Source organism: Pseudoalteromonas sp. NSLLW218, from assembly GCF_015864775.1.
Classification (GTDB): domain Bacteria; phylum Pseudomonadota; class Gammaproteobacteria; order Enterobacterales; family Alteromonadaceae; genus Pseudoalteromonas.
Window position 1 is genome coordinate 317,411 of record NZ_JADYWO010000002.1, and the last position, 24,851, is coordinate 342,261.

General features: G+C 38.1%; 18 protein-coding genes. 6 read left to right on the top strand and 12 right to left on the bottom strand.

Features of this window, described 5'->3' with window-relative positions:
- Positions 1 to 1,302, bottom strand: coding sequence for a homogentisate 1,2-dioxygenase (hmgA, locus tag I6E80_RS04175; RefSeq protein WP_197184877.1), 1,302 nt, complete (start codon positions 1,300 to 1,302; stop codon positions 1 to 3).
- Positions 1,303 to 1,454: 152 nt separating this feature from the next.
- On the opposite strand from hmgA, the gene I6E80_RS04180 reads away from it, so the two are divergent.
- Complete coding sequence (locus I6E80_RS04180; protein WP_076925651.1) at positions 1,455 to 1,886, top strand: MarR family winged helix-turn-helix transcriptional regulator; 432 nt, start codon at positions 1,455 to 1,457, stop codon at positions 1,884 to 1,886.
- Between the two features lie 52 nt (positions 1,887 to 1,938).
- Here I6E80_RS04180 and I6E80_RS04185 read toward each other — a convergent pair whose 3' ends face one another.
- The 3 genes from I6E80_RS04185 to I6E80_RS04195 form a co-directional block, all read right to left on the bottom strand.
- Positions 1,939 to 5,058: a TonB-dependent receptor gene (locus tag I6E80_RS04185; protein ID WP_197184878.1), complete on the bottom strand. Its 3,120-nt coding sequence runs from the start codon at positions 5,056 to 5,058 to the stop codon at positions 1,939 to 1,941.
- A gap of 341 nt (positions 5,059 to 5,399) precedes the next feature.
- A complete protein-coding gene (locus tag I6E80_RS04190; RefSeq protein WP_197184879.1) occupies positions 5,400 to 8,573 on the bottom strand; it encodes a TonB-dependent receptor in 3,174 nt (1,057 codons plus the stop codon).
- A gap of 43 nt (positions 8,574 to 8,616) precedes the next feature.
- A complete protein-coding gene (locus I6E80_RS04195) occupies positions 8,617 to 9,471 on the bottom strand; it encodes a S1/P1 nuclease (RefSeq protein ID WP_024598579.1) in 855 nt (284 codons plus the stop codon).
- A 251-nt stretch (positions 9,472 to 9,722) separates the two neighbouring features.
- On the opposite strand from I6E80_RS04195, the gene I6E80_RS04200 reads away from it, so the two are divergent.
- Together I6E80_RS04200 and I6E80_RS04205 are read left to right on the top strand one after the other, a co-directional pair.
- Positions 9,723 to 10,589, top strand: coding sequence for a hypothetical protein (locus I6E80_RS04200; RefSeq protein WP_197184880.1), 867 nt, complete (start codon positions 9,723 to 9,725; stop codon positions 10,587 to 10,589).
- The gene (locus tag I6E80_RS04205) at positions 10,582 to 11,526 is read left to right on the top strand and encodes a hypothetical protein (protein ID WP_024598577.1); all 945 of its coding nucleotides are present in this window, start codon (positions 10,582 to 10,584) and stop codon (positions 11,524 to 11,526) included. The genes I6E80_RS04200 and I6E80_RS04205 overlap by 8 nt, the downstream gene beginning before the upstream one ends.
- A gap of 26 nt (positions 11,527 to 11,552) precedes the next feature.
- On the opposite strand, the gene ushA is transcribed toward I6E80_RS04205, so the two are convergent.
- Together ushA and I6E80_RS04215 are read right to left on the bottom strand one after the other, a co-directional pair.
- Positions 11,553 to 13,187: a bifunctional UDP-sugar hydrolase/5'-nucleotidase UshA gene (gene ushA, locus I6E80_RS04210; protein ID WP_170071372.1), complete on the bottom strand. Its 1,635-nt coding sequence runs from the start codon at positions 13,185 to 13,187 to the stop codon at positions 11,553 to 11,555.
- Between the two features lie 92 nt (positions 13,188 to 13,279).
- Positions 13,280 to 13,450, bottom strand: a complete 171-nt coding sequence (locus tag I6E80_RS04215) for a hypothetical protein (RefSeq protein WP_197184881.1) — start codon at positions 13,448 to 13,450, stop codon at positions 13,280 to 13,282.
- A gap of 249 nt (positions 13,451 to 13,699) precedes the next feature.
- Between I6E80_RS04215 and I6E80_RS04220 the strand changes: the two genes are divergently transcribed.
- On the top strand, positions 13,700 to 14,449 hold the full coding sequence (locus I6E80_RS04220; protein ID WP_197184882.1) for a peptidylprolyl isomerase: 750 nt from the start codon (positions 13,700 to 13,702) through the stop codon (positions 14,447 to 14,449).
- 71 nt (positions 14,450 to 14,520) lie between these two features.
- On the opposite strand, the gene I6E80_RS04225 is transcribed toward I6E80_RS04220, so the two are convergent.
- Positions 14,521 to 14,937, bottom strand: a complete 417-nt coding sequence (locus tag I6E80_RS04225; RefSeq protein ID WP_197184883.1) for an MAPEG family protein — start codon at positions 14,935 to 14,937, stop codon at positions 14,521 to 14,523.
- Between the two features lie 238 nt (positions 14,938 to 15,175).
- On the opposite strand from I6E80_RS04225, the gene I6E80_RS04230 reads away from it, so the two are divergent.
- Positions 15,176 to 18,058 (top strand): insulinase family protein, encoded by a 2,883-nt coding sequence (locus tag I6E80_RS04230; RefSeq protein ID WP_197184884.1) that lies wholly within the window; start codon positions 15,176 to 15,178, stop codon positions 18,056 to 18,058.
- A gap of 83 nt (positions 18,059 to 18,141) precedes the next feature.
- Here the strand turns inward: I6E80_RS04230 and I6E80_RS04235 are convergent, their stop codons facing one another.
- The gene (locus tag I6E80_RS04235; RefSeq protein ID WP_197184885.1) at positions 18,142 to 19,524 is read right to left on the bottom strand and encodes a Na+/H+ antiporter NhaC family protein; all 1,383 of its coding nucleotides are present in this window, start codon (positions 19,522 to 19,524) and stop codon (positions 18,142 to 18,144) included.
- A gap of 317 nt (positions 19,525 to 19,841) precedes the next feature.
- Here I6E80_RS04235 and I6E80_RS04240 point away from each other — a divergent pair, with 317 nt between their 5' ends.
- Complete coding sequence (locus I6E80_RS04240) at positions 19,842 to 20,348, top strand: GNAT family N-acetyltransferase (protein WP_197184886.1); 507 nt, start codon at positions 19,842 to 19,844, stop codon at positions 20,346 to 20,348.
- Here the strand turns inward: I6E80_RS04240 and I6E80_RS04245 are convergent.
- The 4 genes from I6E80_RS04245 to I6E80_RS04260 all read right to left on the bottom strand — a co-directional run bounded on the left by I6E80_RS04245 (position 20,345) and on the right by I6E80_RS04260 (position 24,771).
- Positions 20,345 to 20,953, bottom strand: a complete 609-nt coding sequence (locus I6E80_RS04245) for a PqiC family protein (RefSeq protein ID WP_197184887.1) — start codon at positions 20,951 to 20,953, stop codon at positions 20,345 to 20,347. The two genes, I6E80_RS04240 and I6E80_RS04245, sit on opposite strands and share 4 nt — an antisense overlap.
- Positions 20,953 to 22,608: an intermembrane transport protein PqiB gene (gene pqiB / locus I6E80_RS04250; protein WP_197184888.1), complete on the bottom strand. Its 1,656-nt coding sequence runs from the start codon at positions 22,606 to 22,608 to the stop codon at positions 20,953 to 20,955. The genes I6E80_RS04245 and pqiB overlap by 1 nt, the downstream gene beginning before the upstream one ends.
- Positions 22,605 to 23,771, bottom strand: coding sequence for a paraquat-inducible protein A (locus I6E80_RS04255; RefSeq protein ID WP_231616712.1), 1,167 nt, complete (start codon positions 23,769 to 23,771; stop codon positions 22,605 to 22,607). Before I6E80_RS04255 ends, pqiB begins: the two co-directional genes overlap by 4 nt.
- Before the next feature lie 184 nt (positions 23,772 to 23,955).
- Entirely contained in the window at positions 23,956 to 24,771 is an 816-nt protein-coding gene (locus I6E80_RS04260) for a thioesterase family protein (protein ID WP_197184889.1), read from the bottom strand.
- Between the last annotated feature and the right edge of the window lie 80 nt (positions 24,772 to 24,851).

Consider the following 24,851-nt stretch of genomic DNA (forward strand, 5'->3'; position numbering starts at 1 on the left):
CTAATCCTCTGCACCTGTAAATTGTTTTTTTATAGTACGCCAGCAATCGGTGTAATTTGGTTGGCGTTCTTTACCTTCTAGTGCATATTTTGTCGGTGAAATTATATAGCGCGACTCAAACATAAAGGCCAATGTGTTTTCGTATTTTTGTGGTGTAAGCTCAGCGTTTGAAGCTTTTTCAAATACGTCGGCTTCAGGTCCATGTGGCGACATACAATTGTGTAAACTTGCGCCACCAGGTACAAAACCATGCTCTTTTGCATCATATACACCCTCAATCAAGCCCATAAATTCGCTCATAATATTGCGGTGGTAGTACGGCGGGCGGAATGTATTTTCGGCTACCATCCAACGAGGTGGAAATATCACAAAATCGACATTTGCCATACCCTCAGTAGCAGAAGGGGAGGATAGCACAGTGAATATAGATGGGTCGGGGTGATCAAAGCTCACTGTATTCATTACATTAAAACGCGATAAGTCGTATTTATAGGGGGAGCTATTACCCGTCCATGCAACAACATCAAAAGGTGAGTGTTTTATTTCACAGCTGAATAAATTACCGTTAAATTTAGAAACCAACTCAAAATCACCTTCTTTATCTTCAAAGGCAGCAACGGGATATTGAAAGTCTCTGTCGTTGGCATAACCATTGGCACCAACAGGTCCTCGCTCTGGAAGCTCTAACGCATGGCCGTAATTTTCACAAATATAACCACGGGCTGTATCGTCAATTAAATCAACAGCGAACTTAATTCCTCTGGGAATTACAGCAATTTCACCTGGTTTAATGCTTAACTTACCGCACTCGGTGTGAATTAATAACTCACCTTGCTGAGGGACGAACAATATTTCGCCATCGGCATTACAAAAGTAACGCTCTTGCATTGACTGATTAGCGACATATACATGAATGCCAATACCCGATTGCCCATTGGCACTGCCATTAGCTGCCATCGTTACCAAGCCATCAATAAAGTCAGTAGGCTGTGAAGGCATATCAATAGGGTTCCAACGTAGCATTGTTGGTGGTGTTACGGCTTCAGTGATTGGGGCTGTTCTTATTAAGCCGTTATCAATTGCTTGGTAATCACCTTGTACTACCGAAGGACGAAGGCGGTAAAACCAAGTGCGACGATTTGAAGCACGCGGAGCCGTAAATGCAGTCGAACTAAATTGCTCGGTGTATAAATCGTATTTAACCTTTTGTGGGCTAAATTGTCCTATTGGCAATGCACCAGGTAGCGCTTGTGTTTCAAATTCATTCCCAAAACCTGTCATATAACTTAATTGTGTCGCCATTACTGACTCCTGTGAGAGGGGGGTTGGTTTAATATTATTATTATTTCAGTTAAGGTACTCTCAAGTGAGACTAATATCAAATGTGCAACTACGCATCTGTGTAAATATTAATGAACACCAAAGTAAACCTTACAAAGCTGGGATAACCAAAAATGAAAATTGATTTAGCAACGTTTTTACCTTATCAATTAACGAATATAGCAACACATGTAAGTAACGATTTTGCCAAGGTTTATCAAACTAAATACGGTTTAAATATTCCCCAGTGGCGAATACTTGCTAATTTAGCGCAGTATGGGCAAAGCAACGCAAAGGATTTATGCACACAAGCAAATATGGATAAATCGACAGTGTCGCGCGCGGTAAAAGTACTAATAGACAAAGGCTTAGTGAGAAGTGAATTAAATAAGCAAGACAAACGCGCAGCATTACTTGTGCTGAGCCAAGCAGGTCAAAGCCTATATGAGCAAATAACACCCGATGCACTAAATTGGGAAAAACAATTACTGAGTACTTTAACCAACGAAGAATACGAAGTGCTAGTGAATATTTTTGAAAAGTTAAATAACAAATTAAAGGCATAAAAAAGCCCACCAAAGTGGGCTTTTAAAAGATGTTTTAGGTTACAGTTCTAAATTAGAAAGTGTAACGAAGACCTACACGCATTTGCCATACAGATGCATCTGATTGTACAGATGTATTTGCATTATTCGCATTAAAGTCAGAGTAAACGTAACGACCCTGATCATCAAGTGATGTTGAAATCATGCTAGCACCAACGAAAGGACCTTTCTTAAGTACGCCCCAATCATCGTTTAACAGGTTAGTAAGGTTATCAATTACAAAGAATGCTTCACCTTTGTGACCTTCCATAAAGCCTGGAAGCTCTTGTGTTAACTTAAAGTTAAACTTAACAAACCAATCAGAGTTTTCTGCGTTACGGCTAGTCGTTTGACCACGTTCTAAACCATTTGATGCAATAAATTCATTGAATTCATTGATATCAGCAGCACTCATGTTGTAAACAACGTTTGGATCGTTTTCAAGTGGAACATACAATAGCTGGCGGTTACCATTCCAGTTGTTGTCACCAAAAGTACCATCACTTCCATCAAACGTGTAGCTGTATGGTAAGCCTTTATATGCTTCACCGAATAGATTAAAGCGAGTAGCAAAACCATCAACAAACTCATGAGTATAACCAAGAGTCATAGTGAAACGATGTGGAATTTCGTAATCAGATGAAGCAACACCTGGGTTACCTGGATCAGTTAGGGCAATGTTACCGTAGTTTGAACCAGCTACAGAGCTTGTCATTGGGTTAACATCGTCTGAGTCTGTATATGCATAACCAAAGTTAACGCTTACGCCATTATCAAACATTTTGCTAACAGCTAATGAAATAACAGATGAATCACCGCTATCACCGCTAACATTTGTTAGTAAGTATTCGTTTGCACGACCTTCAATTGATTCGTAAATAGGGCGACCATCAAATGTAGTTTCGCCAGAATCTTGAAGTGCGATGTCACGCATTAACGCAGCGTCTTTCTTCTTCGAATATAAGTAATCAAGAGAGATTACGTACTCGTTTTCAGTTGTGTATGTTGCACCAAGTGAGTATTTCCACTCTGATGGGATTTCAAAGTCTGGGTCAACAGCGTTTGCAGTTGAATCGCCTGAGCCGATTACTGTGTCAGCTACTGCATCAAATTGAGACTGAGGTACTTCAAATCCTGGAGTACCATTATTTACATTAGGTGTTGCGAACAAGTCGATAGAACCAAACTGGTTTGCGCTAATGTTTGTAATGCCGTCGTTTGAGTAAGAGTTAGATAACCAAACATTAGGGTTACCGCCTGAGAACAAGCCAACACCTGCACGTACTTCAAGTGCATCTGTAGCGTACCATTGGAAGCCTACACGTGGTTGAATTAAATCGATACCATCAAATGTACTTTGGTTACTGTAGCCATAGCGGTCAGTAAAGTTTTGATTTAAGTTAGGTACATCATCACTTGTATATTTGTCATAACGTAGACCAAACGTGATGTTTGCATCTAAATCAGTGAATGAATACTCGTCTTGCACGTAAAATGTATGCTGAGCGTACGAAAAGCTTGCAGCTGCATCGTTAGGATCATTTGTACCAGCAGCATTGTTGTAGTAAACAGCACTTGCAATACCATTTTCAAAATCATCAACATTGTTGAAACGGTACTCACCTTCAGTATGCTGAACGAATAAGTTAAATACATCTAACTCTTCAAACTCGTAACCAGCAGTAATTGTATGTTGATCTAGGTAATAAGTACCTGCAACTTTAAATGTAGTTGTGTCGTAATCTAAATCGTTTGATTGGCGTGAGTCATCTGGACCAATATAAACTGTACCACCATCTTCGGTACGAATTTGCATTTCACCAAAACTGCTTGCTGCATCTAGTGATTGTACTGTTGCATCAAGCTCAGACTTACCAATACGAACTTCAGTAGAGAAGTCATCTGACCAATCAGAGTAAACAGATGCAATGATTGAAGTGAATTCTGCACTTTGGTCATAAAAGTGGTTAGATAGTGATACACGGCTAGAGCCAGTATCAGACTGTGAAACAGTATTACCATCGTTGTAGTTATAGATTAAGTTTGCACGGTGATCTTCGTTGATGTTCCAATCTAGTTTAACTAAGATTTTTTCATCTTCAACAGGCATACTTGAAGGCATTCCGCCTACATCGTAACCATATACAGTTTGAGCAACGCTTGTGATACGCGAGATATCATCAGCAGTTACACTGCCACTGCTTAAACCATCGTAGTTAAACTGTTGAACACCTTCAAGTTTTTCATATGAAGTGAATAAAAATAGTTTATCTTCAATTAGTGGAAGACCTACGTTGAAGCCGTAACGTTTTTCAGTATAGTTACCGTTATCAACGTCATCACCTTCAATTTTATCACCCTTGAACGAGTCGCTTGTGTAATCGTAGAAAACAGCGCCATGAACATCGTTGCCACCAGATTTGGTTACAGCGTTGATGTTACACGATGTAAAACCACCGTATTGAACGTCAAAAGGTGCAAGTTCAGCTGAAACTTGTTCAATTGAATCAAAAGAGAAAGGGGCGCGAATAGTAGGGTAACCATTTGAGCTTAAGCCGAAGTTATCGTTCATACGAACGCCGTCTAGCGTTAAGCTGTTATAACGAGGGTTACCACCACCACAGTTAATTGAACCACGGCTGTCATCAATTGTGATACGCGGGTCGATACGAATAATATCTTTTAAATCACGGTTAATAGCTGGAGTATTTTCAAGATCTGTTAGCGTAAATGTAGACGCAGGACCAGTACCACCAGACATAGAGCTAATTGGTGCCCCAGTAACCACAATTTGTTCCATGCTTGATTGTGACTCAAGAGAAACATTTACAGGGTAGTCGTTACCAATGTTTAATATAATGTTATTAAATTCTTGGTCTGCGTATACATCTGAATCAACAACTACTTTATAAGGACCGCCAACACGCAGGCCTTTAGCTGTAAAGTAACCAGCGTCATTTACTTCAGTTGTTTTTACTGATCCAGAAGGCACGTGTAAAATTGTTACTTTAGTGCCGGCTGCTGGGTTACCGTTAGGCCCCATTACTTGACCTTTAATTGCAGAGGTCGTTTCGTTAGCCATTGCAGCGCCACTTACACCAACACATGCTGCAATAGCAAGTGAAAGAGCTGTTTTGCGTAATTGAGTTTTCATTTAATTTTCCCGTGTAGTTATTAATTAAATTTTTATATTTTTATTTTAAAATTTTGTAAAATAAACAGTTGAAGTTCATTTATTCAAAATCCGTTACTAGTGTACCTTATTTATTCGTTACAAATAAAATACAACTGCAATATATTTTTAATAAATAGTAATATATTTGTCTATTTGAGTGTTTTTTTGAGCAATAACTCTATATCGGGGTATATATTACGTGGGCTTTATGACAAACATGTGAAATTGTAGGGGTAAAATAAAAAAACCCATTACAAATTTGCAATGGGTTTATTGTAACTTACAAATAACTTAACAAGTTATTGATGCAGTTTTAAGAACTAAAACTTGTAGCTAATACCAACTTTAGCCTGCCAAGCTGATGACGATGAACTGATTTGCGAGTAATTACGCACATCTGCACCGCCAAAACTGTTGTCTATTTTATATCTGCCTTGATCATCAAGACCACCAAAGTCATAAATAGTTTGGTTAGAGTAACCTAGGCGTTTTTCTACACCCCAATCGCTGTTTAGAAGGTTTGCAAAATTATCAATCATTAGATAAACCTCACCAGTGTGACCTTCAGCAAAGCCAGGTATTTCTTGCTTAATGCTAACGTCCATTGTAGTAACCCAAGGTTGCGTTGCTGTATTTTTACCTAAAATCCCACCACGTTGAGATATACCAGCACGCTCTAATAACGGTTCTAACTCAGCCCAAGTCATATTTGATTCAGCCCAATTTACATTCGGATCATCAGCACCTGTAGGGATATAAGGTAAGTAAGCACCATTAGTGAATAAAGAACTAGTATCACCTAAGTCTTCATCTTTATACATATTCATTGTGTAACTAAACGGGCGACCTGAACGACGTTCAAAATAAACATTGAACTTGGTTGCGTATCCTTCAAAAAATTCAGTGTTATATGCTAAGTTAATTTTAAAGCTGTGCTCAACTTCGTAAAATCCACGTGCTGCAATATCTTCATTACGATTTACTGTTATATTGTGCTTATAGTTACCTTCTGCCTGAGAAGCTGAACCTGCTGATGATTCTGTAACATCTTGGTGAGCATAGCTTGCCGATACAAACAGGCCATTGTCCCATTGTTTAGCAATACCCGTTGAAATAATAATTGAACGACCATCATCCGATGAATTAGTCATTTCTATGTCAACATTATCGCCACTGTAAATACTCTGATTGATAACACGTTCGCCGTCCGCAGCTAAGCCTACTGGGTTAATAGACGAATTATGCCATACAGCTTCATTCTCTTTTTTATGGTAAGCAATTTCTGCTTGCCATTTAAAGCCATCACCCAATAGTTCAGAGTCAAACTCATATTCAAAACCTATTTGAGTACGAATGCTTGAAGGCAATTTAAAGTCAGGGTCGATATACGCAACACTTCCTGCACCTTGCTCTAATGTATTTTTTATTTCATCAGGAACCTGAGTAATATCAGCTGTGTTATTTGCATAGTAATCATTAATTACATCGTTTTGTGCTGATACTAAAGTAATGCCATCACTTTGGAATGAATTGTTATACCAAACATTTGGAATACCACCTTGGAAACGACCAATACCACCATTAATAGTAAGCGCTTCTGTGACGTAGTACTTAAAGCCAACACGAGGAAGTATAATGTCTAGACCATCAAGGTTTTCTTGGTTAGTAAAGCCATACGTATTAGCAAAATTTTCATTTAGAGTTGGTTTATCATCAGATGATAAGCGCTCATAACGAACACCTGCAGTGACTTCTAAATCATCACCTACATAAAAAGTATCTTCTATGTAAAGCGCTAGCTGGTTACGCCTTACATCATATGCTGTATCAGCTGAATCATTAGTGTAAGCATTTTGATAAGAGAAATCATAAGAACCAATCTCACGGTTTTCAAAATTTTCTAAGCTATCAAATTTCCACGTTCCAAGAGAGTTTTGAGCAAACAAGTTATATAAACGAAGTGACTCGTACTGAGCTCCAAAGTTTATTTCATGCTCATCCATTAAATACGTAGCGTCTAACGTAAAAGTTAGGTTTTGTGTTTCTGAACGGTTTGCATGGCGGTATTGATCTGTACCAAAGTTGTAAGAAGGACCATTTCGACCGTCTTCCTCAACAGTAATGCTTCCTAAGTTAGAGCGAGTTGCGCTATCAGAAGTAACATCTTTATACGACACACCAATTTCTGTTGAAAAGTTTTCGCTCCAATCAGAGTAAAGTTTAGATGAAAAGTTATTAAACTTAGTTACGTAGGCATAAGTGCTTGAAACTAAAGCTATGTTGTCTCCGCCCGTACTAGAGTTGCGCTCGTCTTGATCGTCTTGCCATTGATAAGTGAAATCTAAACGGTGGTCATCACTTGCGTTCCAGCTTAATTTAACAAGCAAGTTTTTGTTTGTATCTTCTGGCGCACCGGCCAATGAATCAGTTAAGCCGTATTCATTATTTAAGATAGAAATGAAACGATTATAGTTAGCTTCAGAAGTATTAAATTCATTTGAAGCACCAGAGCCATCAAAGCCGTAATCTAGATCTAATTCACTTGACCATTCTGCATAGTTAACAAAATAAAACAGCTCATCTTCAATAATCGCTCCACCGACATTAAAACCAAATCTTTCTTCAGTCTTAATTGGCTCTACTTTATTTGTAGAGTAAGTTTTATGTCCTAGCTCATCAAGATCGTCTTCTTGTACAATATTATCAACATCACCAGCTATCTCAGGAGTAGATATTTCATAAAAGCCAGAGAACTTAAACTCATTTGTACCAGATTTTGTTACGGCATTAATAGTACCGCCACCAAAGTTACCTTTAGAAGCCGAAAATGGAGATACATCAACAGAAACTTGCTCAATAGCATCAAGTGCAACAGGAGGCTGAGAAGTAGGGTAACCACCAAAGTTCAAGCCAAAGTCGTCATTTTGACCAATACCGTCAACAGTTAAACCGTTTGTACGTGGGTTACTACCTGCAAACGTAAGTTCGCCATTACCGTTAATACTCGCAAGTGGGTTTAAACGCGCAATATCTTTAATGTCGCGATTAAAGCTTGGCATATTTTCTATAGTATCAGAGCCAAATGTACTGCTAGAGCCACCTGATTGTTGAACAATCTTATAACCAGACACTTCAATCTTTTCGATGTTTAGCGGAGCAAGCTGCGAGCTTAAGCGGTAAGTTTCACCAAGGTTCAAGTAGATATTTTCAACAGTCGTATCGTTAAACGTATCAGAGTCGATGATAACCATGTAAGGACCACCTACACGTAAACCATTAGCGATAAACGTACCACTTTCGTTTGTAGTTAGTTCGCTAATAGTTCCCGTTGGTTGGTGAACTACTTTGATTTTAACGTTTGCAGCATTGCCACCTGATGGCGTTGTAATTTTACCACGCATTGCAGATGAAGTATCAGCAGCCATTGCGCTTGTAGAAACACCTAGAGCTAAAATTACCGCTCCAGTTAATTTCGAAAGGCGAAGCTTAGTCATAATGTTGATTTCCCGTGTGTAGGTTATATAAATTTAATACTGTTTATTTGTCAGTCGTCATTTTTAATGCCGTTTCTAACTCTTTTGCAGAAGGGTCAAATAAGGCGTTTAATAGTCCAGCTAATCGGATACCCGCTTGCTGTAGGCGTGTTTTTACAATTGGAGTGTTGTTATAAATGTAGCTATACCCAACTTCGTCGTTGGTATATTTATAAATTTTTGTGGCTAAATTATGAGATTCTTCAACCCATGTCATAGGTGAGCTTTGTAAATACTCAGCAATTAACTCGCTGTTATTTGTATCAATAAATTGTGCGTACTCAGTAAACGACAAATTCTCGTTCTCAACTAACTTTGTATCCCAAAGGCTGTGAAGATTTGTTTCTTCGTTAAAAAATGAAACCTTAATACGGTTACCACCTCTGTCTTCACCTCTACCAGCATGAAATGGTTGGTGACTGTCGCCCACCAAATGTACTAAAAAACGTAAACTGAACTGTTTAGCATCTAACGTGCTGTTGGTATCAGTAAGTGTTTGCATTGAATAGTGAATGCCTTCTAGGATATTACTTACAGATTCTTTGTTTTTAGTGTGATCGTGATTGAAGCTGAAAGATTTTCCTGGTGCTGCATTAATATAATGCCAACGAGATGATTGCTTTTGCCAAAACTCGCCAGGAGCTGAGCGCATTTCATCAGGCCAGGTTGATATTTGTGCAAGTGATTCACCATCAAGGTAGGGTTGTATTGCTGCTTTAGTTGTTTCGCTTATATGAGATTGTGCAATCTGCCCTACAATACGGTGGCCATTTTGACCCCAAGCATGTGAGTCAGTGCTTGTAAATATTGCACTAATTAAAAGCGCAGAAGATATCGAGTACTTTATATTGCTATGCATTAGAACTTCCTTAATGAATATTTCATGGCGTTGCTATGGGCTAATGCGGTCAATTGTCCTTACTTTTGGTGTTGATAGGAAGGACTCATTAAAATTCATAATTTCTTATTAACATTACCTTTAAATCAATGGGTTATATTTAACAGGTAAAATTACTTATTGTAATAAGTAAGCGAAATTGTTCAAATACACTATATCGTCTATTTTTGATTGGCATTGCTTTGAATTTTAAAAATATTGTGTTGCACAAAATGTTAATTGTTACATTTTTGTTTCTGTTGTTGGTCGTTGCGTGGGTTTGCGGTCAAGTTAGTGTATACAATGATGAATTACACTTTCCAGTTATGATAGAAACCTCAACTGAGTGTCAAACAACTGCAACAAGTAATAAAGGCCAATTAATTGTTTTTACACAATCAAAAAAAATAGCTAAGTTACTAACACAAAAGTTATGCTCTGATAACGTAGTGGCTAAGCAATATGGCTCTGTAAAAGGGTATTGGGGATATAGAACGGCAGACAGCTTTGAGTTCGTTGGTAAAGGAATTGCTGACTTAATTTTGGCTAAAAACAATATTATGGCAGCCTTTAAAGCGGAGTCGACCTATAACTACCAGCCCGTTGTTGGTTTTTCTGACTACACGGCTTTTTTTATATCTTCTAAAGAAAAGCCTCGACTCACCAAACAATACTTTTTAGATAAGCGCATAGGTTTACTTGATTATCCGACCAGCCGATCAGGGCATATTTTACCAAAGCAAACGTTTAAAGAGTTGGATATTAATATAGCCAATTTGAAAATCACTTATGCGAGTTCTCATAACGAATTACGTGATTTACTCGCTAATGGAAAAGTAGATATTATTGCTTCGTTTTGGAAAGAGAGCGACGAAAAGCGTTTTTCAAAAAACTATATTACGCCTTTGAGTAATAATATTTCTGGAACAAGGTGGTATTTAAAAATGCAGCAAAACAACACTGATTTATTATGCGCAGTGCAGGAGAACTTGCTTGATATGTCTAAAGATCAAAGTTTGCATTACTATCAAAACGTACAGCCATTTTGGCGTTGCGGTGCCAACTTAGTAAGCTTAAAAGAGGGGGATGGTGATGAGTAAGTATAAGCAACTAATTGTTATTATAAGCTTATTTTTTATTTTATCGTCAGTCTTTTATATTTCTGTAACTCAGAAAGGCCAGCAAGTAGTTAAACAAAAAATAACGCAGATAGAAAGGCAAATAGCACTCGACTTACCATTACTCGATTTATCAAATGAGCTGCTAAAGCATTCAGGTAATAAAGATGCTGTTAACAGCTACATTAAAACTTTAAATAGCTACATTAATTCGAACGAGCTTAAAGTTGTTGCTATTGCACCAAAAAGTGAAGTGGTAACGCCTGTAAACTCAGACCAAATAATACGTAGTTTGAGCACTAATAACGGACTCGTATTAGTTGTATTTAACGTACAACAAACGCACTTTACATTAAGCCATTTTATTTACTATTTTATATTTTTAGTATTAAGTGTGCTGATTAGTTTTTGGGTAAAGTTTGCGTTTATTAAACAAAGCAATAAGCAGTTTAATAATGCACAGCATCAACTAATTACTGAGCCTACGCCGCTTGTACTTATTGTTGATCTTAACGATAAGACATTCTCAAGTAGTTGTAATACAGAACAAAAAATGTGTTTAGCCAATAAGCCATTGTGCTTTTATTTAGCACTTGTAGAGTATTGTACAAATAACGATGACGTCGCGCTTAGCCATAATAAAGATGTACCAGAGGAGCTGCTAGAGCTTGCTAACAAGTATTTTTATAGGTTGGTCGAACTCGGCCATACGGTTAGAAAAAGGCCTAACTTTAATAATAGCCTAGAAAAAACCCTAAGCGAAATACGTGCGGCATTAGATGAAGTACTCAGCGAGTATCCTGAAGAAAAAGAGTTATATTATCCACCTAAAGCATACGGGGAGGGGTCTCGCTCTCGTCTGCATAGTTATGGTCTGGTCAATATTAGAAAGGGCAATATTGAAATAATAGGAAAGTAACAAGGTTACTTTCCTATTATTAGAGGCTATTTAGGAGTAAATTCAGCCGTTTTAAGAGGGCTGTTTTTTGAGATGAAATCTTGAAGTGCTTGGGCATCTGTTTCGTCTGTACTAACAAAGCCTTTTTTATTTGTAAGCGCAGGATAGCCATCACCGCCTGACGCGTTATAGCTATTTAAGCTCATTCTATACGTTTTATTTTTGTTCAAAGGTTGGCCGTTAATAACAACATTAACTAACTGATTATTTTTACGCTCAAACGATAGTTTATGGTATTGCAAATAAGCGCCAGCATCTGGTGGGAAGCTCGTTACTGTATTTAAATAATCCCATAAATCGCTGCCTTGCCAATCCATATAAGTAATACGGTTTTTAAAAGGATGTACTTTTAAAATATCTTTATAGCTTACTTCACCAGCTTCTATTGAGCTGCGAATACCACCACCACTTATTAGTCCAAAATCAGCACCTACTACGTCCATTTGGGCTTGAATAATCACGCGAGCAAGATTTGTTTGTTGGTAACGAACTTTGTTTCTGTCACCTTCTAAGCGAGCATCTACTTCACCAATGGTACCTTCAATTTGTTTAGCGCCTTTTGCTTGGTATACCGCTAAATAAGATTCAAGTTTTGGGTCTGGTTTTATGTACTCGTTTGCTAATACTTCTTTAGTAGAGCCATCAGCTTGTACTTTATCAACATACAAATTAACTGGCATCAGTTTGTAGTCTAGTAACGTTAACTTTCCGTTTTCAAGCTTAAACTCAGCTTTACCAACATACTTACCCCATTCATGGGCTTGCATAATGTAAGTACCGTTTTGTTGGTCCGGTTTACAAGCAAGTCCTGGTTTAAAACTATTGTCATTTACATTTTTATCGCTCATACAAACAGGTTCTTGAGAGTGACCACCAATGATCATATCAAGCGTGTTCGCAGGAAGTGAGCGAGCAAGTGTTACATCGCCGGGTGCGTTAATACCAAAGCTAGCATCAACATAATGACCCATATGAGTCAGGGCGATTGTAATGTCAGGGTTGTACTTAGCTTTTATTTCTTTAGCTAGTTTTGCTGTAACATCAACAGGGTCTTTAAACTCCAAGTGCCCAATATATTGAGGGTTACCAATTTTAGCTGTGTCGGTTGTTGTTAAACCAATAACAGCAATAGTTAAGCCATTCTTTTTGAATATTTTGTAGCTATCAAACGCGTGTTCGCCTGATTCTTTTTCAAATATATTGGCTGATAGAAAAGGGAAATTTACCCATTCTTGTTGTTGATTCAGTACATCAATAGGATTGTCGAATTCATGATTACCCAATGCCATCGCATCGTAACCAATCAGCGACATACCTTTAAAGTCAGGTTCTGCTTTTTGTAAATCTGACTCAGGAATGCCTGTATTTATATCACCACCAGAGAGAAGTAATACTGCATGACCTTGCTTTTGAGCTTCATTGCGTAATGAGTCAATTAACGTTTTGCGAGCGGCCATACCGTATTCGCCTTTTTCGTTTTGCCAAAAGCGCCCATGGTTATCATTCGTATGAAGTACAGTTAGATATTGAGTTGCAGGAGAGTTGCTTGCACTTGGGTCGGAAGTTGCCGATGTGCACCCAAGTATGCTTAAAAAAACTGAAAATAAAATAATTATTCGCATAAAATACCTGTCTATTAAGGCCCACTTAATTTATTGAGCGGCTAGTTTAAACTAGTTTTATGCGAAAAAAACGTACTTATTTACATTTTACCTTAATTACGGCTTATTGCAGCTGTTTCTCTGCGCTTTAACTCTTCACTCGCATATTTAGATTTTTCATGGTTTGTTGCAATCATCCACGTTAAAAAGCTAGCGGGTAGTTTTGTGTAAGCTTCGCCTCGGTGTAAACCAAAGTCGCAAATTGTGTGTTCAGTATGTTGCATTGTCAGTTCCTATTGTTTTGTGTTTTTTAAAGGTAACAAAAAGTAGGTATGCTTTTAAGATGATTTAATTTTAAATGATTAGATTTATATAGCTAAAAAGAATATAAGTAACACTATATGTAATTAATCTGTTATCAACGCGGTCTAATTTGTATCAACTCACACTTTAGAATCGATTTTAATCGCCTATGGTATTAAAATGTTAACACATTAACAATTAACTAAAAAATATAACAACGGGAATATAACATGAAAAAACTTTTACTTGGCTCAGTACTCGCTGCAGTAAGCTTTACAAGTGCTGCCACTATTGTCGAAATGAACACGAGCCAAGGTGTCATAGAAATTAACTTGTTTGATCAACAAACACCTAAAACAGTCGCCAATTTTTTAAGTTACGTTCAAGACGATTCATATAACGAAACAGTAATTCATCGCTCTGTTAGTAACTTTGTTATTCAAGGTGGTGGATTTACATACTCTGATTCATTAGATGCGATTACTACAAAGCCAGCTGTAGAAAATGAGCCTGTTTTTTCAAACGTTAAAGGCACCATTGCAATGGCTAAATTATCAGGCAATGAAAATAGCGCTACAAGTCAGTGGTTTTTTAATATGGCTAATAACAGCGCAGGAAGTGCAGCGCTAGATACGCAAAATGGCGGTTTTACAGTGTTTGGACAAATTACTGCCGCGAGCCAATCAACTTTAGATAAAATTGCTGCTTTAGTGCACTGTGGTGAAACTCCCGTTGTTGATATAACTGCTGAGCAATGTGCAAGCACTGATGTAACAATTAGTAGTGCTAATTTGGTAACTATTCAAAGTGTAACCGTTATGGATGATGATCCTAATTCTTCTGCTGGTCTTACTGTAACTGAAAACACGTTAATTGATTCAGGTGCACCAATAAGCTCAGATAGTAGTTCTGGCGGTGGGCTAGGGTGGCTTTTAGGCGCTTTTTTACTTGTGTTTCCTCGTTTAAAACGTGCTAAATAATTAAATCTTATGTAATAGTAATGTGGCAGACGTAAATTACCTTTCACATTACTATTATTAAACTTTGCTATTTAAAGTAATACTCGCCAAACCATAGCTAGCCAAATTGAAAATACACAAATACAACCTAGTAAAAATACTTTAAAGCGTGCGCGTACGTTATTTTCACCTAAATGAATGACACTATGCACAATGCGTGTTGCTACAAATAAACAAGCCAGTATAGCCACAAGTGTACTGGAGCTATTTAGTTGTAGTGCAAGTAAACATCCCGCGTAAAAAAGTACAGGTATTTCAAACTGATTTGAAAAGTTTCTATCTGCAACCCTAATAGTGTCGCCAGCCTTATCTAACTGCATTGTTTTAAAATCGCTTAAATCTAGCTGTTTGTTTTTAGCTGCTGCAAAGCGCCTTTTACCCATAATGAGCATTACAACCAGTGAAAGCGTAACTTGTGAAAACATGGCAAGTATGATGATTTTTTCCATTGTTTTTCCTTATTATTATTTAGAGTTTGTGTATCTTTTTATATTGAATGATTTTTAATCTCGAAGATTGGCATACTCGCAACTAATATTCGATTATGAAGGCATTTTTCACAATGTGTTACACAAAATAGCGTTATTTTGTAGAAAGTTATTAATTGAAAATGTTAGTTTAGCTTAACTATATTGCTTTGAATTGGCGCACGCTATTTTGCGCAATACTTTTTAATGGAAAACAAAAATGAAAAAGATTATTGGTTTTAGTGCTATTGCACTTGCAGTTTTAAGTGGTTGTTCAAATACAGCTTCGCTTTCTGTGGCGCCCCAGGCCTCTTTATTATCAGATACGTTAGTTGTAAGCCCTAACGATAACCGCGAATATAAAACACTTAAGCTGGCAAACGATATTGAAGTTATTTTAGTGTCAGATCCAGCTGCTGAAAAATCAGCAGCAGCACTAAGCGTTGGGGTTGGTTTACTACACGACCCGATGTCGCAACAAGGTATGGCTCATTATTTAGAGCACATGCTGTTTTTAGGCACCGATCGTTACCCAGACACAAAAGGGTATTCTGATTTTATGACCAAAAATGGTGGCGCGCACAATGCGTATACGTGGCTCGATATTACTAATTACATGTTTAAAATTAATAACGACGCGTTTGATGAAGGGCTAGACCGTTTTTCTGACTTTTTCAAAGCACCTAAGTTATACCCAGAATACACAGACAAAGAAAAAAATGCAGTAAACGCAGAGTGGTCAATGCGCCGCGAAATGGACTTTTTTGGTCAATTTAAACTCGCGCGTAAAATGATGGGCGATCACCCAGCTAATCGCTTTTTAATTGGTAACCTAGAAACGCTTGGCGATAAGGAAAACAGTTCACTTCATAAAGAAACGGTTGATTTTTATAATAAATATTACTCTTCAAATATTATGAAAGTTGCGCTTATTTCTAATTTATCTATTGCTGAAATGGAGCAAAAAGCGCAAAAATACTTTGCAGATATAAAAAATAAAAATATCGAAAAACCAGCAGTAACTGCAAAACTTGATTTTGATAACGCTGGCGGAAAACGCGTGTTTTATGCACCAAATGAAGATGTAAAACAGCTACAACTTGATTTCACCATTGCTAATAATCATAGCGAATTTGCGCTTAAACCAAACCGATTTGTAGCGTATCTACTAAGTAATGAAATGCCAGGCAGCCCAGCGCAACTGCTTCGTGACAAAGGGTGGGTATCTCAGTTGTCAGCTTCAGCTGCACCAAATCAATATGGTAACTACGGTTCGTTAAACGTAAATGTAGAGCTTACAGATGAAGGCATGAAAAATCGTGATGAAATAGTTGCAACTATCATGCAGTACATCGATTTAGTTAAAAACGAAGGCGTTGATAGCAAATACTTCAACGAAATTCGTACATCACTAAACAACCAGTTTAAGTTTTTAGAAAAAGGTGATGAGTTTAATTATGTAAGCTCGCTTACACAAAGCATGCAAGATTATCCGTTAAATCACGCTATTAATGCGCCATATTATTATGCAAAGTTTGACGCTGACGCTGTAAACAAGGTACTTGAGCAGTTAAATGCCGATACCCTTCGTATTTGGTATGTATCGCAGCAAGAAGAGACAGACTCGCAATTACATTTTTACGACGGCAAATACCGCATTAGTGGTATTAGCGATGATGAAATTGCCAGCTGGAAAAAACCAAGCGAGTTTAAGCTAGCACTACCAACTGTAAATAATTTATTACCTGAAAATTTTGCAATAAAAACTCAAGCTTTTAAAGAGCAAAAACACCCTGAGCTTGCATACGATAAAAATGGTGTAAAAGTATGGCGCCAAGCAAGTCAAAAATTTGCAGAGCAGCCAAAAGGGCTTGTTGAAGTTTATATAAATACTCAACCAGGTTTAAACGATATTAAAGCAGAAGTACTTTATTCTGTTTGGGCTGATTTATACAATATTCAACAAAGTCAGTTAAGTACCGAAGCAGCAATCGCTGGTATGAGTGTAAGCCTCGCGCCGAGTAATGGCCTTGTTTTATCTATGAGTGGTTTTACAGATAAACAAGATGTATTACTTAAACAAGCTTTAACCGGATTAAAAGCCGATGAAACAGCGCAAGCATTTAGCCAAGCAGTAGATCGCTTTAAACGTAATTTACTAAACCAACAAAAGCAGTTTCCGTATGCACAAGCATTTGGCGAGTACTCAAAACTAACTCGTACAGGTGGATTTGATACAGAGGCGCTTATTAAAGCCGCTGACTCACTGAGTGTTGCCGACTTAGCACAATTAAAAACAGCTACGTTTGCACAAAACGATTTACGCGTATTTAGTTACGGTAACTACAATCAGCAAGATATAGACGCGATTGCAGAAGAATTAAGCGCAACACTACCAAGTAACCATAAACGCAGTGAATTTGCGCGCAGCAAAGCTTGGTTACCTCAACCTGGCGAAACGCTGGTACTGCAAAAAGATATTGATGTAGCTGATGTAGCTGTAGTTGATATGACCGTTCATCCAGTTGCGGGTTACAGACAAAAAGCAGAAGCGGCTGTATTACAAAGTCACTTTAGAACAGTTGCGTTTGATAAAATGCGTACTGAGGAGCAACTTGCGTATGCAGTAGGTGCATTAGCGCGCCCAATCGAGGGTTACTCTGCAATTGGTTTGTATATTCAAACACCGGTTAAAGGTCCTAAAGAAATACAAGCTCGTTTTGATAAGTTTAAAAAAGAATACGCAGTTGAACTTGATAACATGAGCGAAGAGACTTTTGAGCAGCTTAAAAATTCAACCCTAGTATCACTTAAAGAGCAACCTAAAAACTTAAGTGACGAAATGAGCCCACTTATAAACGATTGGTACCGTGAAAACTTTACCTTTGATTCTAAGCAAAAGCTGATTGATGAAGTTGAAAAAGTAACGCTTGCAGATATAAAAGACTACTACAAGCAAACAATGCTTAATCCTAATGCCGCACGTTTAAATGTGCAATTACGCGGTACTAAGTTTATAGAAAGTGACTTTGCCGATTTACCAAATCAAACTAAAATCACAACGCTTGATGCCTATTACAATGGTATTAAACTACAAAAATAAGCTTTATTTATACAGCTAAAAATAAACCCCAATGTATTGCTACATTGGGGTTTATTATTTATCTCACTATATCTATATAATATTTATGCCATCACAATAAAGCCTATAACCGCCAACGAAGCCGCTATTAATGTATACGGCAACTGTGTAACGGCATGGCTCATTAAATTACAACCAGAACCTTGCGCTGCGAGCACCGTTGAATCTGAGTAAAAACACGCTTGGCTACCAAAAGAAGAAGCCGATAATAGCGCACCAATGACCAGCGGTATGTTTGCATCAACTGCATTTGCCAGTGGCATAACAATCGGAATTGATACAGCAAAAATACCCCAACTCGACCCTGTTGCAAACGCTAAAATAGCCATTGAAATAAATACCACGGCTGGTAAATATGCTGCGGTCATATAAGGGCTTAAGCTGCCAATAACAAACTGAGGCAAACCAATTAAGTCGCATACATCTTTAAATATAAACGCCGCTATAACAGTACCAATAGCGGGGATCATACTTTTAAAGCCATCAAGCATGCGCTCAATCATTTCACTTACGCTCATTAATTTTTGTAGCGCATAAAATGGGAGAGTGACCGCCATTGTTGCTAATAAGCCTTTGTATACGTCTATTTCAAAGTAAACAGTAAATGCGACTAGTAAAATAATAGGTACTAAAAAGTTACGTAATTTACCTTTAGGGTCGGCATCTTCAAAGTTTTCTTCAGCTGCTTTTACTGCGTACTCATCTGCTGTTTGAACATTATTGTATTGAGCTGGATCGACTTGAGCTTGCTCAATTTGCGCCATTTGTTCTGCTTTTTTCATTGGACCAATCGCAGGAATAACACCCAACACAACAAGTAAAACAACAAACACTGCAAACCACGCGTAAAACATGTACGGAATAGCTTGAATATAAACAGCAATCCCTTTGCCTTCTTCAGCAATACCGTTATCTACGAGTAAACCACCAAAAAATACCGCCCAGGTAGATAAAGGGACAAGCACACAAATTGGTGCAGCTGTTGAGTCAACAACGTAAGCTAGCATTTCACGGCTAACTTTAAATTTATCGGTAATGCGTTTCATTGTTTCACCCACAGTAAGGGCATTTAAGTAGTCATCAATAAAAATAACCACACCTAAGCAAAAGGTCATAAACAAAGATGAACGCTTACCTTTGGTGTACTTAAGAGCTAACTTACCAAAAGCTGATGCGCCACCTGTTCGCACTAATAGCGCGATAAGAGCGCCAAAACCACCACACACAAGTATTAGCCAGCCGATGGTTTCGTCTGTCATCACTTTTAGCGATGTACTCGCAAAGTTAGTAAGTACTTGTGCAGGGTCGGCTAAGACTAAACCAACTAAAGCACCAATAAGTAAAGATAAAATAGGGCGGCGTAATACTACAGCCAATACGACCACCACTAACGGTGGTAGTAAACTCAACGCAGAAGGTTCAAGCATTTAAGTATTCACAAAATTAAAAGCATGCATAAAAATTAAATTAATTTTCAAGCTGCTTATACAAAAACAAAGAAGATGATAAGTTTGTTGTTAAATCATTTTCCAAGTCACTGCTTTTGTACGCGTGGGAGGGACACATAAACAGTTATGTTAAATAGCAGCTTAAGTGAAACGCGTTGGCTTTGGCGCCAGACGGTGCAAGGAGTGCAAACCGCTATTGTTGTGCCTGTAAAAACATCGGCGCAAAAATAATCTGCTTTTTAATTCCAGTCAACAAAAAGTTACATGCTAAACAAAGTTTTTTAGAGGAACTTATATTGAACATTGTATTTAAAACAAACCGATTACTGTTGCGTCATGCAAATGCAAGTGATGCAGCTGTGCTGCTAAAATTAGTTAATCAGGCTAGTTTTATAAAGCACATTGGCGATAAAGCAATTTATACTCTTGATGATGCTAAGTCATACATCAATCAGTCATTTATTGCTTCTCATAAATACCAAGGCTATGGGCCTTACGTTATTACTTTGCATAATGGTGTAGTGGTTGGCGTTGTTGGGTTTTATAAACGAGCAGCGTTACAACAACCTGATTTAGGTTTTGCACTTGTAAGCGATTTTGAAAAAAAGGGCTATATTTTTGAGGCGGCTACCTCACTTTTGCAACATAAGCATAAATTTGGAATTACAAAACTGTGTGCAATAACATCACCAGAGAATAGGGCTTCGCAGACTGTGTTGCTAAAATTGGGCTTTAAAATTGAGGGCAAGGCGGTTATCAATAATGATAAAACCGCCGTTATTATATTTTCACTTAATGATTAAAGTCTTGCTTGTTCTATTTGTTTTGCAACATTTAGGTTTATATTTAGCCATGTTGCTTCAAGTGTCGAAACCAAACCGTCATAACCGTCATCATCAATAGGGACCAATTGCGAAAAATTATGAATACTTATAAGACGTCGGCCTGTTTCAGGGTGTGTGTAATATAAACGCCAAAGTCCTGAAATATCAGCGTTACCTTCCATATCGCCATTAAAGTGGTGAATCTCGTACTCAAGTTCATAAAATGTTTGTTGATCGAGTTCAGTAATGACCGGTAAGCCCTTTATTACCATCCAATTTGGCATAGCATTAAAAAGCGCTTGCTGGGCTGTTGCAGTGAGCATTACATCCGGCGATTCGCCCCACAAGTTGTAATTAGCAGCATGTATTTGGTTACTGTCTATTTTCATAGCAATACCTAAATTATTTAAAGCACCTCTAAGTACAACGGTTTGTATTCTTAGTTGTGCGTCTGTATCTGTTACATTTCGAGACGATGCACCAATAGGCTGCTCAAACTGATAATACTGTGTGGCAGTTTGTATTGATGAACTACAACCTACCAATAGTAATAATAAACTTGCAGTTAAAAATAACGATTTCATTATTGCTTCCTTGGTTTTGGATCTGCTGGTAGTGATTTATCAAAAATTAGCATATTAGGTTGCTCGTTTAATCCGCGAGTTAAAGGCTGTAGGCCCTCACTTAAACGTTTAAACTCTTTTAATGTTTGCTGTATTTGATGATGAAGTTCAGAACCTGCTTGGTAACTGGCCATGGTTTTATCAAATTGGCGCATAGTTACTTCAAATTGTTCCATACTTTTTGTCATCTTTTCGAAGTTACGGTTAAAGTCGCCTGGTAAGTTTTGCGTATCTTTTTGGCTTAGCAGCTCTCGCATTTCATTAGCAAGCGCTCGGTAATCGGTAAATGTGGCTTGCATTTGTTCTAAGCTATCTTCAACTTTTAGGTTATTTACTTTATTAAGTACGTCAGAGACTTGGTCTGCTAATACGGTTATGCCGCTAGAAACACTCGGAAAAACATCATATTGCACAAGTTTACCTAGGTGGGCTTCTGGTGCATCTGGGTATATATCAAAATCAACGTACACTGCACCCGTTAATAAATTGCCCGGTTTTAATGAAGCGCGCATACCACTCTCAATCCAGCCTTTTAAACTACCTTGCCAATATTCTTTAGCTGAAGCACTGTCGTGATACAAGCGTCCGTACTCTACTTTTATAAGCACCGGAACCGCCGTATTATGGTTTCTAAAGTGGGCAGGTTTACCGTCAATAATTACATTGGCAGGAGTTTCAACAACAGTACCTACACGCATTCCTCTATATTCTACAGGCGCACCAGTGCGTAGTCCTCGAACTGATTGTTCAAATTCAATTAGGTAGTAATCAAAGTCGTAGAAACGCTCTTCTAGCGCTTCTTTATAGCTTTGGCTTAATGAGAAGCTATGGCCATCTTGTGCTATTTCACCTGGTGCCTGCTGCTCAGGTAAGCCAACCGAAATGCCGCCCTTTAAAAGCTTACTTAAAGAGCCCGTATTAATATTGATGCCATCGGCAGATAGGTCAATTTCAATCCCTGCGTTCACCCAAAAAATAGAGTTTATGGTGATGAGATTTTGATAAGGCTCTTTAATAAATACGCCGTACTTCATTGCCTGGTTTTCCCAATCAAAAGTGGCGGTTTCTATTTGACCTATTTTGTAATTTTTGAAAAATATACCGGTACTCACATCAAGCACTTCAGCGTTGTAACTCATTAATTTGAAACGGCCACCTTTCACATCTTTACCAATGAGGGCGGGTTCGTCTTGTAATTTAAAACGCTCTTTTAGCTCTTTACTTTCACCTGGTGAAAACTCTAAATATACACCAGACAATAGCGTGCTCATTCCGCTAATACCTGTTTCATCAATGCGTGGTTTAACGACCCAAATTTTGGCATCTTCAGTCAGAAGCGAATCATAGTTTTTGTCTATTTGCGCGCGGGCAATAACGCTGTCTTGAGTATCTGATAATCGAACATGATCAATTTGGCCTATTTTTACACTGCGCACTTTTATTTCAGTTTTACCTGCAATAATGCCTTCGGCTTGTGGCATCTCGATAAAAATTGTAGGGCCTTTATTAGCTTGGTATTGGTATAACATCCACATGCCCACTAAAAGCGCAATTGCCGGAATGATCCAGATAGCGGAAATTTTCGGTTCTTTTGTTATTTCGGCAGTTTCGGTCATGCTTTGTTCTCTGATTTTTTGTTTTTAGGGGAATCCCACAATAAGCGTGGGTCAAAGGCATGGGCAGCCATCATTTGGCATATTACCATAATTGTAAAAAATACAATGCCTAATCCTGGCGTTACTGACATTAAATTACCCAATTGAACTAAGGCAACTAAAATAGCCACCACAAATACATCTATCATTGACCATTTACCAATAAACTCAGTCAGTTGATAAATTCGCGTATAGCTTTTGGTATGCCTATTGGCAGGCCTTGTTACCATAAAGCATAAAAAACTGAGTACAAAAGCTTTAGCAAGTGGCACCACAACGCTTGCTAAAAATATAATAGCGGCAATAGGGTAGGAGCCACTTTTCCAAAGTGTAATTACGCCACCGATTAAAGTCGAAGGCGATTCATCTCCCAAGCTCGTGGTGTGCATAATAGGTAAAACATTAGCTGGAATATAACAAACGACAGAAGTAATTAGCCAAGCTGCTGCTTTTTGTACGCTATAAGGATTTCTGACGTGTGTTTTAGTATGGCAACGCTGACAAATGTTACCCGTACAGAGTTGATGGCACACATGGCAAGCTTTAATGTTCTCATCTATAGCACGCTTAGCATGCTCTGCGCCTTCAAGTATCTTTACAGGCTTTATTTGAGCCCACAAGCGTGGGCGGTTTAAGTGAACAAGCGCTGTTATGTATAAAATAACAAACCCTACATAAGCCCAAAAGCTAGTACCAAAGCTAATATCAGCCAGCGACATGATTTTAACCATACTAACCAGTACACCGATTAAAAATATTTCTGACATAATCCAAGGTTCTAACGCAAGGGTGAACTTTAGTAGTCGTCTTGCAACTCCCTCTGGTAATGTTTTTAATATCCCAAGATGCAAAGGAATTAAAATAAGAAGCAAACCCATAGGTAGAGCGATAATACTCAAATCGATAAATAGGCCAAGCAGTTCACTGTCGTAATTAAATAAAATACGAGCGGCATCGGGCAGTGTAATTGTTTGGGTAATGCCATTACTACTGAAAGAAATAAACGGGTAAAACATACTACTAAGTAGCATAAGTAGAGCACTAAAGCTCAGCGCGACAATTCGGCTGTCGTGATTAACATCCGCTTCGCAAAGTTTATGGTGACAATGTGGGCATATCGCCATTTGTTTTGCGATTATGCGAGGTATATCTATGATCAGATCGCAGCAGGGGCATACAGTTTGCAATTTAATACCAAGCAAGAAGAATATTTCTTCAATTTTGCTATATTTAATACATTAATACAACGCGTTCTGCTAATAAGCATTTAATAGCCAAACATATTAATTTTGTTTGGCTTTAGTACTTCTAGTCAAATAAAGCCACGGTTTGGCGTGTAAGAGCAATGAGTTCACCCGACTGCGACCATATACAGCCATCTTCTAAACCGTACCCATCTTTAGAATGATGAGTAATTGCTTCAAAGCCAAGCCATTCTCCAGGTGTTAAGTTTGGCTCTTGCACAAATTCTAAATACCACGACATGCTACTTGCAGGAGCGGGTTGTTTAAACATTTGTAAAAGTGTTGGCGGCCAAGCATCTGTTAATGCAATAACATGAGCCTCAGTTATGTGTTCTGGGATTTGCTTAAAGCGCATCCAGCCACCCAGGTGAGACGTTTCTGCACTACTAAATGGCATCGCGCCTTTCTGCGGGCATAAATCAACATGTTGGAAAAATTCAGGCATCTGACCTTTTATAAAAGGTAGTGTATGGCGCTCGTCTACCGGCTTTAAACCCAAAGATTTTGAAACAGGCACATTAATACCCGATTCTCTACTTTTAGCAAAACACGCTTGTACAATTACGCACACTTGTTCATTTTGAATTGCTTTGGCGAGTACCTGTGTACTGCTTTTACCTTGGCGCAATATTTCAACGGACAAAGAAAAAGGAGTATCGGCAATTAATGGTCCTACAAAATTAGTACTAAGCGAAAGTAAGCGACGATCATTCGTTACCTTACCTCTGATTGCTTGATACAGCAGTGCGGCTGAAAGCCCACCAAAAGCAGTTCTGCCTTGGCACCAGTTTTCTGGAAATTGCATTGTATTATTTAATTGTTCTGTATTTTCGGTTTGACCAATTTTTTCCGCTTGTTGAAGTAGTTGCTCAAAATGCATGAAGATGTCCTTTTATAGTGCGATTTAATAAATTTATAACACAACGCCACTAGTCAGACCAGTAATTAAAAGCGTCCCTG

What these genes read in the sequence shown, in the direction of transcription:
- I6E80_RS04260 (WP_197184889.1), bottom strand. Translation starts at nt 24,771, where the DNA reads ATGCATTTTGAGCAACTACTTCAACAAGCGGAAAAAATTGGTCAAACC.
- I6E80_RS04220 (WP_197184882.1), top strand. Translation starts at nt 13,700, where the DNA reads ATGAAAAAACTTTTACTTGGCTCAGTACTCGCTGCAGTAAGCTTTACA.
- I6E80_RS04180 (WP_076925651.1), top strand. Translation starts at nt 1,455, where the DNA reads ATGAAAATTGATTTAGCAACGTTTTTACCTTATCAATTAACGAATATA.
- I6E80_RS04230 (WP_197184884.1), top strand. Translation starts at nt 15,176, where the DNA reads ATGAAAAAGATTATTGGTTTTAGTGCTATTGCACTTGCAGTTTTAAGT.
- I6E80_RS04225 (WP_197184883.1), bottom strand. Translation starts at nt 14,937, where the DNA reads ATGGAAAAAATCATCATACTTGCCATGTTTTCACAAGTTACGCTTTCA.
- I6E80_RS04200 (WP_197184880.1), top strand. Translation starts at nt 9,723, where the DNA reads ATGTTAATTGTTACATTTTTGTTTCTGTTGTTGGTCGTTGCGTGGGTT.
- I6E80_RS04245 (WP_197184887.1), bottom strand. Translation starts at nt 20,953, where the DNA reads ATGAAATCGTTATTTTTAACTGCAAGTTTATTATTACTATTGGTAGGT.
- pqiB (WP_197184888.1), bottom strand. Translation starts at nt 22,608, where the DNA reads ATGACCGAAACTGCCGAAATAACAAAAGAACCGAAAATTTCCGCTATC.
- I6E80_RS04205 (WP_024598577.1), top strand. Translation starts at nt 10,582, where the DNA reads ATGAGTAAGTATAAGCAACTAATTGTTATTATAAGCTTATTTTTTATT.
- ushA (WP_170071372.1), bottom strand. Translation starts at nt 13,187, where the DNA reads ATGCGAATAATTATTTTATTTTCAGTTTTTTTAAGCATACTTGGGTGC.
- I6E80_RS04185 (WP_197184878.1), bottom strand. Translation starts at nt 5,058, where the DNA reads ATGAAAACTCAATTACGCAAAACAGCTCTTTCACTTGCTATTGCAGCA.
- I6E80_RS04195 (WP_024598579.1), bottom strand. Translation starts at nt 9,471, where the DNA reads ATGCATAGCAATATAAAGTACTCGATATCTTCTGCGCTTTTAATTAGT.
- I6E80_RS04235 (WP_197184885.1), bottom strand. Translation starts at nt 19,524, where the DNA reads ATGCTTGAACCTTCTGCGTTGAGTTTACTACCACCGTTAGTGGTGGTC.
- I6E80_RS04190 (WP_197184879.1), bottom strand. Translation starts at nt 8,573, where the DNA reads ATGACTAAGCTTCGCCTTTCGAAATTAACTGGAGCGGTAATTTTAGCT.
- I6E80_RS04215 (WP_197184881.1), bottom strand. Translation starts at nt 13,450, where the DNA reads ATGCAACATACTGAACACACAATTTGCGACTTTGGTTTACACCGAGGC.
- hmgA (WP_197184877.1), bottom strand. Translation starts at nt 1,302, where the DNA reads ATGGCGACACAATTAAGTTATATGACAGGTTTTGGGAATGAATTTGAA.
- I6E80_RS04255 (WP_231616712.1), bottom strand. Translation starts at nt 23,771, where the DNA reads ATGGCGATATGCCCACATTGTCACCATAAACTTTGCGAAGCGGATGTT.